The following is a 15,623-nucleotide window of genomic DNA, read 5'->3' on the forward strand; positions in this document are numbered from 1 at the left end:
CTGCCATCTCCCACTGACAGTCGGAAGCCGGACCCCCGTGACCTGCGTCTTTCCGGGCGACTCAGAGCGTCGCGGCCTTCAGCGGGCGGGCGTGGTCGGCGAGCAGCGCGGGGTCCATCGCGGCGCCCGCCTCGATCAGCCGGCGGCCCTGGGCGAGGTCCCGCGGCCTGCCCACCGCCAGCAGGGCGACCAGGCGGCCCTCGCGCAGCCAGCAGACGGACCAGGCGGGCCCGGTCGGGTCGCCGCGCCACAGGAAGGTGTCGGCGGCCGCGTGGTGGCCCGCGTACTGGACGAAGCGGCCGAACTGCTCGGACCAGAAGTACGGGACGGGGTCGTAGGCCACCGGCGTCTCGCCCACGATGTCGGCCGCGACCGTGCGCGGGCCCTGGAGGGCGTTGTCCCAGTGGTGCACGAGCAGGCGTTCGCCGTAGCGCGCGGACGGGAAGGAGGCGCAGTCGCCGACCGCGTAGACGTCGGGCGCCGAGGTGCGCAGATGGTCGTCGGTGACGATCTCGCGGTGGTCGCCGAGGGCGATGCCCGAGCCGGTCAGCCGGTCGGTGGCGGGGCGGGCGCCGATGCCGACCACGACCGCGTCCGCGGCCAGCCGGCTGCCGTCGTCCAGGACGACCGCGCCCGGCTCGACGCGCGCCACGCGCGCGTGGGTGCGCAGGACGGCGCCCGCGTCGGCGTACCAGCCGGTCATCATGGCGGCCACCTCGGCGGGCAGGGCGCCGGCCAGCGGCCGGTCGGCGGCCTCCACGACGGTCACCGCGCACCCCGCCTCGCGCGCGGCGGTGGCGAACTCCGCGCCGATCCAGCCCGCGCCGACGACCACGACGTCCCGCTGGTCGGCGAGGACGGGACGCAGCCGTTCGGCGTCGTCCAGGGTGCGCAGCAGATGGACGCCGGGCAGGTCCTCGGTGCCCGGCAGCCTGATCGGTTCGGCGCCGGTGGCGAGCACCAGGGCGTCGTACGGGACGGGTCCGTCGGCGGTGTCGACCTCGTGGTCGGCGGGGCGGACGGCGAGGACCTCGACGCCGAGCCGCAGTTCGATGCCGAGGGCCGCGAAGTCGACCTCGAAGGCGGCGCCGTCGGCCTTGCCGAGCAGGACGGCCTTGGACAGCGGAGGCCGGTCGTAGGGCCGGTGGGGTTCCGCGCCGATCAGGGTGACGGTGCCGGCGAAGCCCTGTTCCCGCAGGGCGACGGCGGTCTGCACCCCGGCCATGCCCGCGCCGACCACGACGACTCGGCGCCCGGCCGGAGTCGCCCGTTCCTGCGTCTGCTCGCTCACCGGATCACCATAGTCACCTGACAATCCGTCAGTCAGGGCCCGCGCCCCGTGACCTGCTCCACACGGCTGGTCCCTCGGCCCGCCCGCGCTGTCCATGCCAGGTCTCCTCACGTCGCACCGGAAGTCCGGTCGCTCACCCTTCCGGGTACCCACCGGACGGCCGCGCACGGCGGCGGCGCCCTGTGGTGTCGATCTCGCGTGCCGCGCGCGGAGTCAGGCGACCTCTCTCGCGCTCCGCGCGCGCGGAAGCACACCGCGCCGTCCCCGCCGTCCCCTGCCGCGCCGCCCCGCCCCGTCGTCCCCGCCGCCGGCGGGAGGCTCCCTTACCCGGGCCGCCGGGCACGGGCTAGGGTGGCCGGCGTACACGCACTCGCGGGAGCCCGGACGCACCGGGCTGAGAGGGAGGCTGGCGGCCTCCGACCGTAGGAACCTGATCCGGGTCATGCCGGCGAAGGGAGGGGCTGGACGCCCATGTCGTCACGTACGTCGGATGTCCTCGTCGTCGGGGGCGGAATCATCGGTCTGGTCACGGCGTGGCGGGCCGCGCAGCGCGGTCTCTCCGTCGCGGTGGCCGACCCCGAGCCGGGCGGCGGGGCCGCGCTGGTGGCCGCCGGGATGCTGGCCGCCGTCACCGAACTGCACTACGGCGAGCAGACGCTGCTCGGCCTCAACCTGGCCTCGGCCCGCCGCTACCCGGACTTCGCCGCCGAGCTGGCCGACCTCACGGGCCGGGATCTCGGCTACCGCCGCTGCGGCACCCTCGCCGTCGCCCTGGACGCCGACGACCGCGCCGATCTGCGTGATCTGCACGCGTTGCAGCGGCGCTCCGGGCTGACGTCGGAGTGGCTGTCGGGCCGGGAGTGCCGGCGCCTGGAACCGATGCTCGCGCCGGGTGTGCGCGGCGGGCTCCGGGTCGACGGCGATCACCAGATCGACCCGCGCAGGCTGGCCCGCGCCCTGCTCGCCGCCTGCGAGGTGGCCGGTGTGGTCTTCCACCGGAGCTGGGCCGAGCGCCTCGACGTGGTGCGGGAGCGGGCCACCGGGGTGACCGCGGCCGACGGCACCGCGCTGGCCGCCGGGCAGGTGGTGCTGGCGGGCGGCAGCCTCAGCGGGCGGCTCGCGGGCGTTCCCGAGCCGGTGCTGCCGCCGGTGCGGCCGGTGAAGGGCCAGGTGGTGCGGCTGACCGTGCCGCGGCGGTACGCGCCGTTCCTGAGCCGCACGGTACGGGCGGTGGTGCGCGGCAGCCATGTCTACCTGGTGCCGCGCGAGAACGGCGAGCTGGTGATCGGGGCGACCAGCGAGGAGCTGGGCTGGGACACCACGGTGACCGCGGGTGGCGTCTACGAGCTGCTGCGGGACGCCCATGAGCTGGTGCCCGGCATCACCGAGCTGCCGCTGACCGAGACCCGGGCGGGGCTGCGTCCGTGCTCCCCCGACAACGCCCCGCTGCTCGGTCCGACCGCGCTCGACGGGCTGCTGCTGGCCACCGGGCACCACCGCAACGGGGTGCTGCTGACCCCGGTGACCGGCGATGTCCTCGCGCACGCCCTGGCGGGCGGGGAACTCCCCGACGAGGCCCGCCCGTTCACGCCCCTGCGTTTCTCCCGTTCGGAGCTGCCCGCATGAACGTCTCCGTCAACGGCGAGCCCCGCGACGTCGCGCCCGGCACCGCCCTGGACGCCGTCGTCCTGGCGCTCGCGCCCGCGCCCTCCGGGGTGGCCGCCGCCCTCAACGAGACCGTCGTCCCGCGCGCCGCGTGGCCGTCGACCCCGCTGTGCGAGGGCGACCGGGTCGAGATCCTGACCGCCGTCCAAGGAGGCTGACCCATGGCCGACGACCCCTTCGTCCTCGGCGGTACGTCCTTCACGTCCCGCCTGATCATGGGCACCGGCGGCGCCCCCGGCCTCCAGGTGCTCGAACGGGCCCTGGTGGCGTCCGGCACCGAGCTGACCACGGTCGCGATGCGCCGGGTTGACCCCTCGGTGAGGGGCTCCGTGCTGTCGGTCCTCGACCGGCTGGGGATCAGGGTGCTGCCGAACACCGCGGGCTGCTTCACCGCGGGCGAGGCGGTCCTCACCGCCCGCCTCGCGCGTGAGGCGCTCGGCACCGACCTGGTCAAGCTGGAGGTCGTCGCCGACGAGCGGACGCTGCTGCCCGACCCGATCGAACTGCTCGACGCGGCCGAGACCCTCGTCGACGACGGCTTCACGGTGCTGCCGTACACCAACGACGACCCGGTCCTCGCGCGCAGGCTCCAGGACGTGGGGTGCGCGGCGATCATGCCGCTGGGTTCGCCGATCGGTTCGGGGCTCGGCATCCGCAACCCGCACAACTTCGAGCTGATCGTCGAGCACGCGCGCGTACCGGTGATCCTGGACGCGGGCGCGGGGACGGCGTCGGACGCGGCGCTCGCCATGGAGCTGGGGTGCGCGGGTGTGATGCTCGCCTCAGCGGTGACCCGGGCGCAGGAGCCGCAGCTGATGGCCGACGCGATGCGGCACGCGGTGGAGGCGGGCCGCCTGGCGTACCGGGCCGGACGCATCCCCAGGCGGCATTTCGCGCGGGCCTCCTCACCGCAGGAGGGGCTGGCCCGGCTGGACCCCGAGCGCCCCGCGTTCTAGTCACAGCTCTGCTGCATTCGTCCCCCGGCGGCGGGAAGCCAGGGGCCCTGTCAGCGGCGGCTCGTAGACTCGTCCGCGTGGATACGACCCTTCAGGACCCTCTGGTCGGGCAGCTGCTCGACGGGCGCTACCGCGTGGACGCGCGGATCGCCGTCGGCGGGATGGCCACGGTCTACCGGGCCCTGGACACCCGCCTCGACCGCGTGCTCGCGGTCAAGGTGATGCACCCGGCGCTGGCCGCCGACGGCACCTTCGTCGACCGGTTCATCCGGGAGGCGAAGTCGGTGGCCCGGCTCGCCCACCCGAACGTGGTGCAGGTCTTCGACCAGGGCACCGACGGCACGTACGTGTACCTCGCCATGGAGTACGTGGCCGGCTGCACCCTGCGTGACGTGCTGCGCGAGCGCGGCGCGCTGCGGCCGCGCGCCGCCCTGGACATCCTGGAGCCGGTGCTGGCCGCGCTGGGCGCCGCGCACCGCGCCGGGTTCGTGCACCGGGACATGAAGCCGGAGAACGTTCTGATCGGGGACGACGGCCGGGTCAAGGTCGCCGACTTCGGCCTGGTGCGCTCGATGGACACGGTCACCCACACCAACGACACGGTGCTCGGCACGGTCTCCTATCTCGCGCCCGAGCAGATAGAACACGGCACCGCCGACCCGCGGGTGGACGTGTACGCGTGCGGTGTCGTCCTGTACGAGATGCTGACCGGCGACCGCCCGCACGCCGGGGACTCCCCCGCCATCGTCCTCTACAAGCACATCCACGAGGACGTCCCGCCGCCCTCGGCCGCCGTGCCGGGTCTGGCGCACCCGCTGGACGAGCTGACGGCGTCGGCCACCGCCCGTGACCCCGGGTCCCGCCCCCATGACGCGGTGGCGCTCCTCGCGGTGGCACTGGAGGTCCGCGCCGGGCTGAGCGAGGCGCAGCTGGACGCGGTGCCGCCGCGGGAGACGGCCGGCGCCCGCGACGGCTCCGAGGACCGGACGAGCGTCATCCCGCGGTCGCTGACCGTGCCGCGCCGGACGCCGTCCGACGAGGACGACCCGCAGGTGCTGCGGACCAGCCGCCTGGCGTCGCCTGCGCCGCTGCCGCCGCGGCGCCGCACGGCGGGCGGGCGGCGCGGGCCGCTGGCGCTCGTGGTCGCCGTGCTGCTGGTGCTGGGGGTCGGTACGGGGGTCTGGTACATCAACTCCGGCCAGTTCACGAAGGTCCCCGCGGTGCTGGCGAAGACGCAGTCCGAGGCGCGCGAGAAGCTGTCGGACGCCGGTCTCGACGTCGGGAAGGTCACCCACCGCTACAGCGACACGGTGGACAAGGGCATGGTCATCAGCACCGATCCGGAGCCGGGCAGCCGGGTGCGCGACCACGCGTCGGTGGCGCTGGTCGTCTCCGACGGCCCCGAGACGGTGCGCATCCCGGCTCTCGGGGGCGTCGCCCTCGACACCGCGCGGGAGCGGCTGAAGAAGGACGGCCTGGAGCCGGGCATGGTCACCCGGGAGTTCAGCGAGGACGTCCCCAAGGGCTCGGTGATCGCCACGGACCCGGCGGCGGGCACCGAGCGGCGCGCGGGCGCCGCGGTCGCGCTGACCGTCAGCAAGGGCAGCCCGGTCGACGTCCCCGACGTCACGGGCGAGGACCTCGCGGACGCCCGGCAGGAGCTGGAGGACGCGGGTCTGACGGTGAAGGTCGCGGACGGGCAGGTCAACTCGGAGTTCGACGAGGGCCAAGTCGCCGCGCAGACCCCGCAGGGCGACAGCCGGCTGGCCGAGGGCGACACGGTGACGCTGACGGTCTCCAAGGGCCCCGAGCAGATCGAGGTCCCCGACGTGGTGGGGCAGAGCGTGGACGACGCCACGCGCGCGTTGCGGGACGCCGGGTTCCAGGTCGAGGAGGACCGCGGTCTGCTCGGGCTGTTCGGCGACACCGTCAAGGACCAGTCGGTGAAGGGCGGGGAGACGGCCGCGAAGGGGTCGACGATCACCCTCAAGATCCGGTGACGGCGGGCTCGCGGCGGCGTGACACCCTGGTCGGGTGAACAGCCAGCACCTCTCCCGCAACCCCGTCGGCGGCCATGTCCCGGTGGCCGGCGGTCTGCACTCCGTCGGTCTGTCCTACGCCCGTGAGCTGCGGGCGGAGGCGGTGCAGGTCTTCGTCGCCAACCCGCGCGGCTGGGCCACCCCGGTCGGCAACCCGCGCCAGGACGAGGAGTTCAGGGCGGCCTGCGCGGACGCGTCGATCCCGGCGTACGTGCACGCCCCCTACCTGATCAACTTCGGCTCGCACACCGAGGCGACGGTGGAGAGGTCGGTGGAGTCGCTGCGGCACTCGCTGCGCCGCGGCCGGGAGATCGGGGCGCTCGGTGTGGTCGTGCACACCGGCAGCGCGACCGGCGGCCGGGAGCGCGCGGTGGCGCTGCGGCAGGTCCACGAGCGGCTGCTGCCGCTGCTCGACGAACTGACCCGTGACGACGACCCGTTCCTGCTCCTGGAGTCGACCGCGGGGCAGGGGGCGTCGCTCTGCTCGCGGACCTGGGACTTCGGCCCGTACTTCGAGGCGCTGGAGGCCCATCCCAAGCTGGGGGTCTGCCTCGACACCTGTCACATCTTCGCCGCCGGGCACGATCTGACCGGCCCGAGCGGCATGCACCAGACGCTCGACCTGCTGGTGGAGACCGTCGGCGCGGGCCGGCTGCGGCTGGTGCACGCCAACGACTCCAAGGACGTGGCGGGCGCGCACAAGGACCGGCACGAGAACATCGGCGCGGGCCACATCGGGGAGGACCCGTTCCGCGCGCTGATGACCCATCCGGCGACCGAGGGGGTGCCGTTGATCATCGAGACCCCCGGCGGCAAGGAGGGGCACGCGGCGGACGTGGCGCGTCTGAAGAAGCTGCGGGACGGCTGAACCGTCGGCCGCGGAGACGGACGCCAGAACGGCACAAAAGGGACTAAGGCAGCACTTACTTACTAAGTGAAGACTTACTGGACGATCTTCGTGACGGGTGCAATCATGCGGCGCAACCAGGCGCAACCTGCCCGTCATCCCGTGCGGAAGGAGCCTCTGCCATGCAGGGCGACCCCGAGATCATCGAGTTCCTCAACGAACAGCTCACCGGTGAGCTGACGGCGATCAACCAGTACTTCCTGCACGCCAAGATGCAGGAGAACTTCGGCTGGACGAAGCTCGCGAAGTACACCCGGCACGAGTCGTTCGACGAGATGAAGCACGCCGAGGTGCTCACCGACCGGATCCTGTTCCTGGAGGGGCTGCCGAACTACCAGCGCCTCTTCCATGTCCGGGTGGGCCAGACGGTCAAGGAGATGTTCGAGGCGGACCGCCAGGTCGAGGTCGAGGCGATCGACCGGCTGAAGCGGGGCATCAAGGTGATGCGCGAGAAGGGCGACATCACGTCCGCGAACATCTTCGAGTCGATCCTGGCGGACGAGGAGCACCACATCGACTACCTCGACACCCAGCTCGAACTGGTCGACAAACTCGGTGAGGCCCTCTACATCGCCCAGGTCATCGAGCAGCCGGAGAGCTAGGGGCGGGCTTCAGGCCGCTTCGTCGAGGCGGCCGGGTTCCGTCAGCTCGGCGAGGACCGGACGGCCCTGGTCGGCGAGGTCGCGGCGGGGGCAGGAGCCGCGGCCGAGGAGTGCCTGGATGGTACGGACGCAGGACCCGCAGTCCGTGCCGGCCTTGCAGGCGGAGGCGATCTGACGGGGGGTGCAGGCGCCGTCCGCCGCGTGTCGTTTCACCTGTGCCTCGGTCACTCCGAAACAGCTGCACACGAACACGCGGTGTCACCTCCCGACGGGATGGATTCGATTCGCCGCCCCGTTAGTCGGTGAGGCTAACCTAACCTTACCCGTCGTGCCGGGTCCGCAAAAGCGGTGTGGGGCGTGGATCGACTGTGATCCACGCCCCACCTGCGGACTTCCGTCCCCGCGGTGCCTACTGGTCCCGGTACATCTCCGCCACCAGGAACGCCAGGTCGAGCGACTGGCTGCGGTTGAGCCGCGGGTCGCACGCCGTCTCGTAGCGCTGGTGCAGATCGTCGACGAAGATCTCGTCGCCGCCGCCGACACACTCGGTGACGTCGTCGCCGGTCAACTCGACGTGGATGCCGCCCGGGTGGGTGCCGAGCGCCTTGTGGACCTCGAAGAAGCCCTTGACCTCGTCCAGCACGTCGTCGAAGCGCCGGGTCTTGTGACCGGAGGCCGCCTCGAAGGTGTTGCCATGCATCGGGTCGGTCACCCAGGCCACCACCGCGCCGGACGCGGTGACCTTCTCCACCAGCTCGGGCAGCCGGTCGCGGACCTTGTCGGCGCCCATCCGCACGATGAACGTCAGCCGGCCCGGCTCACGCTCGGGGTCCAGGCGCTCGACGTACTGGAGGGCGTCCTCCGCCGACGTCGTCGGACCCAGCTTGATGCCGATCGGGTTGCGGATCTTCGACGCGAACTCGATGTGCGCGCCGTCCATCTGGCGGGTGCGCTCACCGATCCACACCATGTGCCCGGAGACGTCGTACAGCGAGCCGGTGCGGGAGTCCACGCGGGTCAGCGCCGACTCGTAGTCCAGCAGCAGCGCCTCGTGCGAGGCGTAGAACTCGACGGTCTTGAACTCCTCCGGGTCGGTGCCGCAGGCCCGCATGAAGTTCAGCGCGTTGTCGATCTCGCGGGCCAGCTGCTCGTACCGCTGCCCGGACGGCGACGACCGCACGAAGTCCTGGTTCCAGGCGTGCACCTGGCGCAGGTCGGCGTAGCCGCCGGTGGTGAAGGCGCGGACCAGGTTGAGCGTCGACGCGGAGGCGTTGTACATCCGCTTCAGCCGCTCGGGGTCCGGGATCCGGGCCTCCTCGGTGAAGTCGAAGCCGTTGACCGAGTCGCCCCGGTAGGTCGGCAGCGTCACTCCGTCGCGGGTCTCGGTCGGCTTGGAGCGCGGCTTGGAGTACTGGCCGGCGATCCGCCCGACCTTGACCACCGGCACCGAGGCGGCGTACGTCAGCACGGCGCCCATCTGGAGCAGGGTCTTGAGCTTGGCGCGGATCTGCTCGGCGCCGACGGCGTCGAAGGCCTCGGCGCAGTCGCCGCCCTGAAGGAGGAACGCCTCCCCCTTGGCGACGGCCGCCAGGCGAGCGCGCAACTGGTCGCACTCACCGGCGAAGACGAGCGGCGGATACGACTCGAGCTCGGCGATCACCTTGCGCAGAGCCTCGGAGTCGGGGTAATCAGGCTGCTGCGCCGCGGGCAGGTCTCGCCAGGTCGCCTGCGCGGCGACGGCGTGGGAATCAGCGTTCACGGTCACGCCCCCACATTAAGGGGTCGTGTCGAGTGGTCTCCGTCCCGGCCCGACAGGTGAGACGGACGGCCGCTCATCTGTGGCCGGGCGGGTCGTGGGATAGAGTGCCCGGCATGTTCGCGCACTCGACCAGGAACTGGTGGTGGACCGCTCATCCGGCGGCCCACTGACTGCGCGTACGCAAGACTTCGCGAAGGCCGCCCGAGGGGCGGCCTTCGGTGTTCTCCGGGGTCGTTCCTCTCCACCGGGTCCGGCCGGTCCGCAAGGGCCGTGCGGGCCCCCGTGACCAAGGACACGACCCATGCACCGGTTCGATCCGGCTGATCTCCTCGCCGACTCCCGCCCGTTCGCCCTGCTGCACCGCCGCACCCCCGGCCACGACCAGGACACCGTCGAGGTGCTCGTCGGGCGGGTCACCGACCACGAGCGCCTCGCCGACCTGCCCGACACCTGTCTCGCGCTGGTGCCGTTCCGGCAGATCCGCGAGCGCGGCTTCGACGTCCGCGACGACGGCACCCCGCTCACCGCGCTGACCCCCGAGGAGACGTACACGCTGCCCCTCGCGGACGCCCTGGACCGGCTGCCCGCGCACGACGTGCGGGTGACGGACGGCGGTTTCGACGTCGCCGACGAGGCGTACGCCGAGATCGTCGGGCGGGTGCTGCGCGAGGAGATCGGGCGGGGCGAGGGCGCCAACTTCGTGATCAGGCGCACCTACACCGGGGGCGTCGACGGCTTCGACCGGGCCGACGCGCTCGCGCTGTTCCGGCGGCTGCTGGCGGGCGAGCGGGGCGCGTACTGGACGTTCGTCGTGCACACCGGGGAGCGCACGCTCGTCGGGGCGAGCCCGGAGGTGCATGTGCGGATGGCCGGCGGGACGGTCGTGATGAACCCGATCAGCGGGACCTACCGCTATCCGGCGGACGGTCCGACCCCCGAGCACCTGCTCGGTTTCCTCGCCGACGGCAAGGAGATCGAGGAGCTGTCGATGGTCGTCGACGAGGAGCTGAAGATGATGTGCACCGTCGGCGACATGGGCGGGGTCGTCGTCGGACCGCGGCTGAAGGAGATGGCGCACCTCGCGCACACCGAGTACGAGCTGCGCGGCCGGTCGTCGCTGGACGCGCGGGAGGTGCTGCGGGAGACGATGTTCGCGGCGACCGTCACCGGCTCGCCGGTGCAGAACGCCTGCCGGGTGATCGAGCGGTACGAGCCGCTGGGGCCCGACGGCGGCGCGCGCGGCTACTACGGGGGCGCCCTCGCGCTGCTCGGCCGGGACGCGGGCGGCGCCCAGACCCTGGACTCCCCCATCCTGATCCGCACCGCCGACATCGACGCGGCGGGCCGGCTGCGGGTGCCGGTCGGCGCGACCCTGGTGCGCGGCTCGGACCCGGCGGGCGAGGTCGCGGAGACCCACGCGAAGGCCGCGGGCGTGCTGGCCGCGCTCGGGGTGCGGCCGGCGCGGCCGGGCGGCGAGGCGGACCGGCCCCGGCTGGCCGACGACCCCCGGGTGCGGGCCGCGCTCGACGGGCGCAGGTCCTCGCTCGCGCCGTTCTGGCTGCGGATGCAGGAGCGCGACGACGTCCTGCGGAGGCACGCGCTGGTCGTCGACGGCGAGGACACCTTCACGGCGATGCTGGCGCACGTGCTGCGCTCGGGCGGCCTCGACGTGACCGTCCGCCGCTACGACGAGCCGGGGCTGCGGACGGCGGTCCTCGGGCACGCGGGTCCCGTGGTGCTCGGCCCGGGGCCGGGCGACCCGGGCGACCGGGCCGACCCCAAGATGGCCTTCCTGCGGGCGCTGGCCGCCGAGGTGCTGCGGGAGCACCGGCACGGGGTGCTCGGGGTGTGCCTCGGGCACGAGCTGATCGCGGCGGAGCTGGGCCTGCCGATCGTCCGCAAGGAGGTGCCGTACCAGGGGGCGCAGAGCGTGATCGACCTGTTCGGGCGCGAGGAGACGGTCGGCTTCTACAACAGCTTCACGGCCCGCTGCGACGACACCGCGCACGCCGCTCTCGCGGCCCGCGGGGTGGAGGTGTCCCGGGCGGCGGGCGGTGAGGTGCACGCGGTGCGCGGGCCCGGGTTCGCCGGGGTGCAGTTCCATCCGGAGTCGGTGCTGTCCCTGAACGGCGCCGCGATCGTGCGGGAGTCGGTGGCGCGGCTGCGGCGACCGCGCGGCACGGGCGCGTTCCCCGGGGCGGGCCGGGCGCGGTAGCGGGAGGTCGGCGCCGGTGGTGCGGCCCTCGCGCGGTTCGGCGCCGAGGGCCGCGGGGGGCGGGTGGGGGCTCGGTCTTCTTCGGGCGGCGGGCGGGGGCTCGGTCTTCCTCGGTCAGCCGAAGAAGACCGAGACCTCCTCGTAGAGCGCCGGGTCGACGGTCTTCAGCCGGGCCGTCGCCTCGGCGAGCGGGACGCGCACGATGTCGGTGCCGCGCAGCGCGACCATCACGCCGAAGTCGCCGTCGTGGACGCAGGTGACGGCGTGCAGGCCGAACCGGGTGGCCAGCCAGCGGTCGAAGGCGCTGGGGGTGCCACCGCGCTGGATGTGCCCGAGGACGGTGGTGCGGGCCTCCTTGCCGGTCCGTTTCTCGATCTCCTTGGCGAGCCATTCGCCCACCCCGGAGAGCCGGACGTGCCCGAAGGAGTCGAGGGACTCGTCCTTGAGGACCACCTCCCCGTCCCGGGGCACGGCCCCCTCGGCGACGACGACGATCGGGGCGTACGAGGCCCTGAACCGGGAGGTGATCCAGGCGCAGACCTGGTCGACGTCGAAGCGCTGTTCGGGGATGAGGATGACGTTGGCGCCGCCCGCCAGCCCGGAGTGCAGGGCTATCCAGCCGGCGTGCCGGCCCATCACCTCGCAGACCAGGACCCGCATATGGGACTCGGCGGTGGTGTGCAGCCGGTCGATGGCCTCGGTGGCGATGTTGACCGCGGTGTCGAAGCCGAAGGTGTAGTCGGTGGCGGACAGGTCGTTGTCGATGGTCTTCGGTACGCCGACGACGGGTACGCCGTACTCGTCGTGGAGCCGGGCGGCGACGCCGAGGGTGTCCTCGCCGCCGATCGCGACGAGCGCGCCGACGTCCAGGTCGGCCAGGTTCTCCCTGATCCGGTGGATGCCGTCGGCCCGCTCGAAGGGGTTGGTGCGGGAGGAGCCGAGGATGGTGCCGCCGCGGGGCAGGATGCCGCGCACCGCGGGGATGTCGAGCCGTACGGTGTCGTTCTCCAGGGGTCCCCGCCAGCCGTCCCGGTAGCCGACGAACTCGTAGCCGTACTCCTGCACGCCCTTGCGGACGATGCCCCGGATGACGGCGTTGAGTCCGGGGCAGTCGCCGCCTCCGGTCAGTACTCCGATCCGCATGGAAATGTCCCTTCGCCGAGGGTGCCGTGAGGCCACGCTAATGGTGATCCAGGTCACACACGATGGGTGGGACGGCAATTCCCGCGGCGGAGAGGAGAGTTGGGCTACGCGTCGTCGAGGCCTCGCTCGATCGCGTAGCGCACCAGCTCGACCCTGTTGTGGAGTTGGAGCTTGCCCAGGGTGTTCTGGACGTGGTTCTGCACCGTGCGGTGGGAGATCACCAGGCGCTCGGCGATCTGCTTGTAGCTGAGGCCCTTGGCGACCAGCCGCAGCACCTCCGTCTCCCGGTCGGTCAGCCTGGGCGCGCCGGAATCGTCGGCTCCCGCCGGTCCCGGCGCGGGTTCGGAGGCCAGCCTGCGGTACTCGCCGAGGACGAGACCGGCCAGGCCCGGCGTGAACACCGGGTCCCCGACGGCCGTGCGGCGCACCGCGTCGAGCAGTTCCTCGGTGGAGGCCGACTTCAGCAGATAGCCGGTCGCGCCCGACTTGACGGCCTCCAGGACGTCCGCGTGCTCGCCGCTCGCGGAGAGCACCAGGACCCGCAACGCCGGGTTGTGGGCGACGAGTTCCTGGCAGACCCGCACGCCGGGCAGGGCGGGCAGGTTGAGGTCGAGGACCAGCACGTCGGGGGCGGCGGCCTTGGCGCGCCGCACGGCCTGCTCGCCGTCGCCCGCCGTGGCGACCACGTCGAACCCCGACTCGGCCAGGTCCCGCGCCACCGCGTCGCGCCACATCGGGTGGTCGTCGACCACCATCACCCTGATCGGGTCCCGCTCGCTCATCGTCGTCCCGCCTTCCCCCGTGGGTCCTTCGTCCGCTTCGGTACGGTCAGTTCGACCTCGGTGCCCTGACCCGGCACCGAGAGCAGTTCGGCCCGGCCGCCGAGGTCCCGCAGCCGGCCCCTGATCGACTGGGCGACCCCGAGCCGCCCCTCCCCCTCGGCCTGCGCGAGCCGCCCCTCGGGGATGCCGGGACCGTCGTCCCGCACGGTCACCACGACCTCGTCCGGCTCGTCCTCGACGAGGATCCAGGCACAGGCGCCCGCGCCCGCGTGCCGGTCGACGTTGTCCAGGGCGGCGCCGACCGCCGCCGCCAGCTCCCGCGCCTCGGGCGCCGGCAGCAGCACGGCCGCGCCGGGCTCGGCGAGGCTGACCCGGGCGGAGGCGTAGGGGGCGAGCAGCGCCCGCAGATCGAGGGGGGAGCCGGGACCGTCGTCCGGGCCGGGACCGCCGCCGACGACGGTGCCGACGCTGCCGGTGCTGCCGGTGCTGCCGTCGGTGTCGGCGGTGGCCGCGCCGGTCCGTGCCGTGCGCGCCACCGGCACCAGGCCGCCCGAGACCAGCATGCGCAGCGCCACCTCCTGCTCGCCCGCCAGCCGGCCGAGGTCGGCCGCCTCGCCGCCGAGGACCGCGCCGCGCCGCTGCACCATGGCCAGCACCTGGAGCACCCCGTCGTGGATGTCACGGGCGAGCCGCTCCCGCTCCCGGGTCGCGGCCTCGATCTCCAGGGCGCGGGCCAGGGTGCGCTCGGAGGCGCGGGCGACCTCGACGACATAGCCGATCGCGATGGACGCGACCCAGACCAGCACCACGTTGTGGACGGTGTCGCGGGCCGGGGCGCCGCGCTCGACCAGGTTGGCGGCGGCGACCAGCGTGGAGGCGACGGCGGCCCAGCGCCAGCCGCCCTTGATGGCGAAGGCCAGCACGGCGCCCGCCGTCCATATCGACGGCAGGGTCGGGCCGCCGTCGAGCACCCGCGCGGGCGAGTCGGCGACCGGGGTGAGCAGGATGCCGGAGAGCGCGACCGTCAGGTCGGCGGCGAGGAACCGCTTGGTGCAGGCCGCCGCGTTCGCCACCCGGGGCAGGGTGGCCAGCGTCCACACCGACAGGACGGCGTAGTAGCCGATGGCGACGCCCGGCCGGCGGAAGTGCTCGTAGCCGGAGACGAAGAGTCCCACCGCGTACAGCATGGTGAGCACCCGGTAGCCGCTGAGCGCGCGCCACAGCGGCTGCTCGACCGACATCCTCATGACCCGCTCGCGCTCGGCCATCTCCCCCGCCCCCCGACCTCGGCGCCCCCCGGCGCCGACCGCCTTGTACCGCCGGGCGTCAGCTCCCCGACGTCCCGTTCTTCTCCGCCTGCGCGGCGGCCGCCCTCGCCGCCTTCGCGGCTTTGTCCGCTTTGGCCTCGTCCGCGATCTTCCGCTTCGCCGCCGTCGCGTAGATGTCGACGTACTCCTGGCCGGAGAGCTTCATGATCTCGTACATGACCTCGTCGGTCACCGCGCGCAGCACGAAACGGTCGTGCTCCATGCCCTGGTAGCGGCTGAAGTCCAGCGGCTCGCCGATCCGGATGCCGGGCCGCATCAGCTTCGGCATGACCTGTCCCGGCGGCTGGATCTTCTCCGTGTCGATCATCGCGACGGGGATCACCGGGGCGCCGGAGGCGAGCGCCACCCTGGCCAGGCCGCCGGGCTTGCCCCGGTACAGCCTGCCGTCGGGCGAGCGGGTGCCCTCCGGGTAGATCCCGAACAGCTCCCCGCGTTCCAAAACTTCGAGGCCGCTCTTGACGGCCGCCTCGCCCGCGCCGCGCGCGCCCGAGCGGTCCACCGGGAGCTGGCCGACGCCCTTGAAGAACGCCGCGGTCAACCTGCCCTTCACCCCCGGGGTGGTGAAGTACTCGGCCTTCGCGATGAAGGTGACCTTGCGCTCCAGGACCGCGGGCAGGAAGAAGGAGTCCGAGAAGGAGAGGTGATTGCTCGCCAGGATCGCCGCGCCCTCGGCGGGAATGTTCTCCATCCCCTCCACCCAGGGCCGGAAGGTGACCTTCAGCGGTCCCCCGATAGCGACCTTCATCGCGCCGTACATCACCCGAGTGCCTCCTGTGTCCGTCGGTCAGACCTTAACCCGGTCCACGGCCCGAGGAGCCGACGACCCTGGTCGGTGTCAGTGCGGTCGCGTACCGTGAAGGTCCTGCGAACAACGCCCCGCACACCGTCTGCCCCTCGTTCGCGCCCTTGTGCCGTTGTCCCCTTGTCCCGTTGCCC

Annotated in this window: 15 protein-coding genes and 1 riboswitch; of the genes, 8 read left to right on the top strand and 7 right to left on the bottom strand. The window is 73.1% G+C overall.

Going from position 1 to position 15,623, the window contains the following annotated elements; all coding sequences use genetic code 11:
- Positions 1 to 61: 61 nt before the first annotated feature.
- The gene (locus tag DDJ31_RS10350; RefSeq protein WP_171480801.1) at positions 62 to 1,291 is read right to left on the bottom strand and encodes an NAD(P)/FAD-dependent oxidoreductase; all 1,230 of its coding nucleotides are present in this window, start codon (positions 1,289 to 1,291) and stop codon (positions 62 to 64) included.
- Positions 1,292 to 1,653: 362 nt separating this feature from the next.
- A riboswitch (TPP riboswitch) is annotated at positions 1,654 to 1,765 on the top strand.
- Here DDJ31_RS10350 and thiO point away from each other — a divergent pair.
- The 6 genes from thiO to bfr all read left to right on the top strand — a co-directional run bounded on the left by thiO (position 1,763) and on the right by bfr (position 7,460).
- Positions 1,763 to 2,917 carry a glycine oxidase ThiO gene (thiO, locus tag DDJ31_RS10355; protein WP_127180567.1) on the top strand — a complete coding sequence of 385 codons (1,155 nt, stop codon included), beginning with the start codon at positions 1,763 to 1,765 and terminating at the stop codon, positions 2,915 to 2,917. Its footprint overlaps the riboswitch before it by 3 nt.
- Positions 2,914 to 3,114, top strand: coding sequence for a sulfur carrier protein ThiS (gene thiS / locus DDJ31_RS10360; protein WP_127180566.1), 201 nt, complete (start codon positions 2,914 to 2,916; stop codon positions 3,112 to 3,114). The genes thiO and thiS overlap by 4 nt, the downstream gene beginning before the upstream one ends.
- A 3-nt stretch (positions 3,115 to 3,117) precedes the next feature.
- Positions 3,118 to 3,912 carry a thiazole synthase gene (locus DDJ31_RS10365; protein ID WP_127180565.1) on the top strand — a complete coding sequence of 265 codons (795 nt, stop codon included), beginning with the start codon at positions 3,118 to 3,120 and terminating at the stop codon, positions 3,910 to 3,912.
- A gap of 77 nt (positions 3,913 to 3,989) precedes the next feature.
- Entirely contained in the window at positions 3,990 to 5,912 is a 1,923-nt protein-coding gene (pknB, locus tag DDJ31_RS10370) for a Stk1 family PASTA domain-containing Ser/Thr kinase (protein ID WP_164785000.1), read from the top strand.
- 34 nt (positions 5,913 to 5,946) lie between these two features.
- On the top strand, positions 5,947 to 6,819 hold the full coding sequence (locus DDJ31_RS10375; RefSeq protein WP_127180564.1) for a deoxyribonuclease IV: 873 nt from the start codon (positions 5,947 to 5,949) through the stop codon (positions 6,817 to 6,819).
- A 161-nt stretch (positions 6,820 to 6,980) separates the two neighbouring features.
- A complete protein-coding gene (bfr, locus tag DDJ31_RS10380; protein WP_127180563.1) occupies positions 6,981 to 7,460 on the top strand; it encodes a bacterioferritin in 480 nt (159 codons plus the stop codon).
- 9 nt (positions 7,461 to 7,469) lie between these two features.
- On the opposite strand, the gene DDJ31_RS10385 is transcribed toward bfr, so the two are convergent.
- Complete coding sequence (locus DDJ31_RS10385) at positions 7,470 to 7,712, bottom strand: (2Fe-2S)-binding protein (protein ID WP_127180562.1); 243 nt, start codon at positions 7,710 to 7,712, stop codon at positions 7,470 to 7,472.
- Between the two features lie 157 nt (positions 7,713 to 7,869).
- Complete coding sequence (locus DDJ31_RS10390) at positions 7,870 to 9,225, bottom strand: class II 3-deoxy-7-phosphoheptulonate synthase (protein ID WP_127180561.1); 1,356 nt, start codon at positions 9,223 to 9,225, stop codon at positions 7,870 to 7,872.
- A 107-nt stretch (positions 9,226 to 9,332) separates the two neighbouring features.
- Between DDJ31_RS10390 and DDJ31_RS39845 the strand changes: the two genes are divergently transcribed.
- Positions 9,333 to 9,389 carry a trp operon leader peptide gene (locus tag DDJ31_RS39845; protein ID WP_073735655.1) on the top strand — a complete coding sequence of 19 codons (57 nt, stop codon included), beginning with the start codon at positions 9,333 to 9,335 and terminating at the stop codon, positions 9,387 to 9,389.
- A 131-nt stretch (positions 9,390 to 9,520) separates the two neighbouring features.
- Positions 9,521 to 11,434 carry an anthranilate synthase family protein gene (locus DDJ31_RS10400; protein WP_127180559.1) on the top strand — a complete coding sequence of 638 codons (1,914 nt, stop codon included), beginning with the start codon at positions 9,521 to 9,523 and terminating at the stop codon, positions 11,432 to 11,434.
- A 114-nt stretch (positions 11,435 to 11,548) separates the two neighbouring features.
- On the opposite strand, the gene DDJ31_RS10405 is transcribed toward DDJ31_RS10400, so the two are convergent.
- From DDJ31_RS10405 to DDJ31_RS10420, 4 genes are all read right to left on the bottom strand, one after another.
- A complete protein-coding gene (locus DDJ31_RS10405) occupies positions 11,549 to 12,577 on the bottom strand; it encodes a 6-phosphofructokinase (protein WP_127180558.1) in 1,029 nt (342 codons plus the stop codon).
- A gap of 104 nt (positions 12,578 to 12,681) precedes the next feature.
- A complete protein-coding gene (locus DDJ31_RS10410) occupies positions 12,682 to 13,359 on the bottom strand; it encodes a response regulator (RefSeq protein ID WP_127180557.1) in 678 nt (225 codons plus the stop codon).
- A complete protein-coding gene (gene macS / locus DDJ31_RS10415; protein ID WP_127180556.1) occupies positions 13,356 to 14,627 on the bottom strand; it encodes a MacS family sensor histidine kinase in 1,272 nt (423 codons plus the stop codon). Before macS ends, DDJ31_RS10410 begins: the two co-directional genes overlap by 4 nt.
- Before the next feature lie 58 nt (positions 14,628 to 14,685).
- The gene (locus DDJ31_RS10420) at positions 14,686 to 15,444 is read right to left on the bottom strand and encodes a lysophospholipid acyltransferase family protein (RefSeq protein ID WP_127180555.1); all 759 of its coding nucleotides are present in this window, start codon (positions 15,442 to 15,444) and stop codon (positions 14,686 to 14,688) included.
- Between the last annotated feature and the right edge of the window lie 179 nt (positions 15,445 to 15,623).

It is taken from the genome of Streptomyces griseoviridis, from assembly GCF_005222485.1.
In the GTDB taxonomy this organism is placed as follows: Bacteria; Actinomycetota; Actinomycetes; order Streptomycetales; family Streptomycetaceae; genus Streptomyces; species Streptomyces hintoniae.

Coding starts and splice junctions, on each gene's coding strand:
- bfr (WP_127180563.1), top strand. CDS start 6,981: ATGCAGGGCGACCCCGAGATCATCGAGTTCCTCAACGAACAGCTCACC.
- DDJ31_RS10410 (WP_127180557.1), bottom strand. CDS start 13,359: ATGAGCGAGCGGGACCCGATCAGGGTGATGGTGGTCGACGACCACCCG.
- macS (WP_127180556.1), bottom strand. CDS start 14,627: ATGGCCGAGCGCGAGCGGGTCATGAGGATGTCGGTCGAGCAGCCGCTG.
- DDJ31_RS10365 (WP_127180565.1), top strand. CDS start 3,118: ATGGCCGACGACCCCTTCGTCCTCGGCGGTACGTCCTTCACGTCCCGC.
- DDJ31_RS10400 (WP_127180559.1), top strand. CDS start 9,521: ATGCACCGGTTCGATCCGGCTGATCTCCTCGCCGACTCCCGCCCGTTC.
- thiO (WP_127180567.1), top strand. CDS start 1,763: ATGTCGTCACGTACGTCGGATGTCCTCGTCGTCGGGGGCGGAATCATC.
- DDJ31_RS10420 (WP_127180555.1), bottom strand. CDS start 15,444: ATGTACGGCGCGATGAAGGTCGCTATCGGGGGACCGCTGAAGGTCACC.
- thiS (WP_127180566.1), top strand. CDS start 2,914: ATGAACGTCTCCGTCAACGGCGAGCCCCGCGACGTCGCGCCCGGCACC.
- DDJ31_RS10405 (WP_127180558.1), bottom strand. CDS start 12,577: ATGCGGATCGGAGTACTGACCGGAGGCGGCGACTGCCCCGGACTCAAC.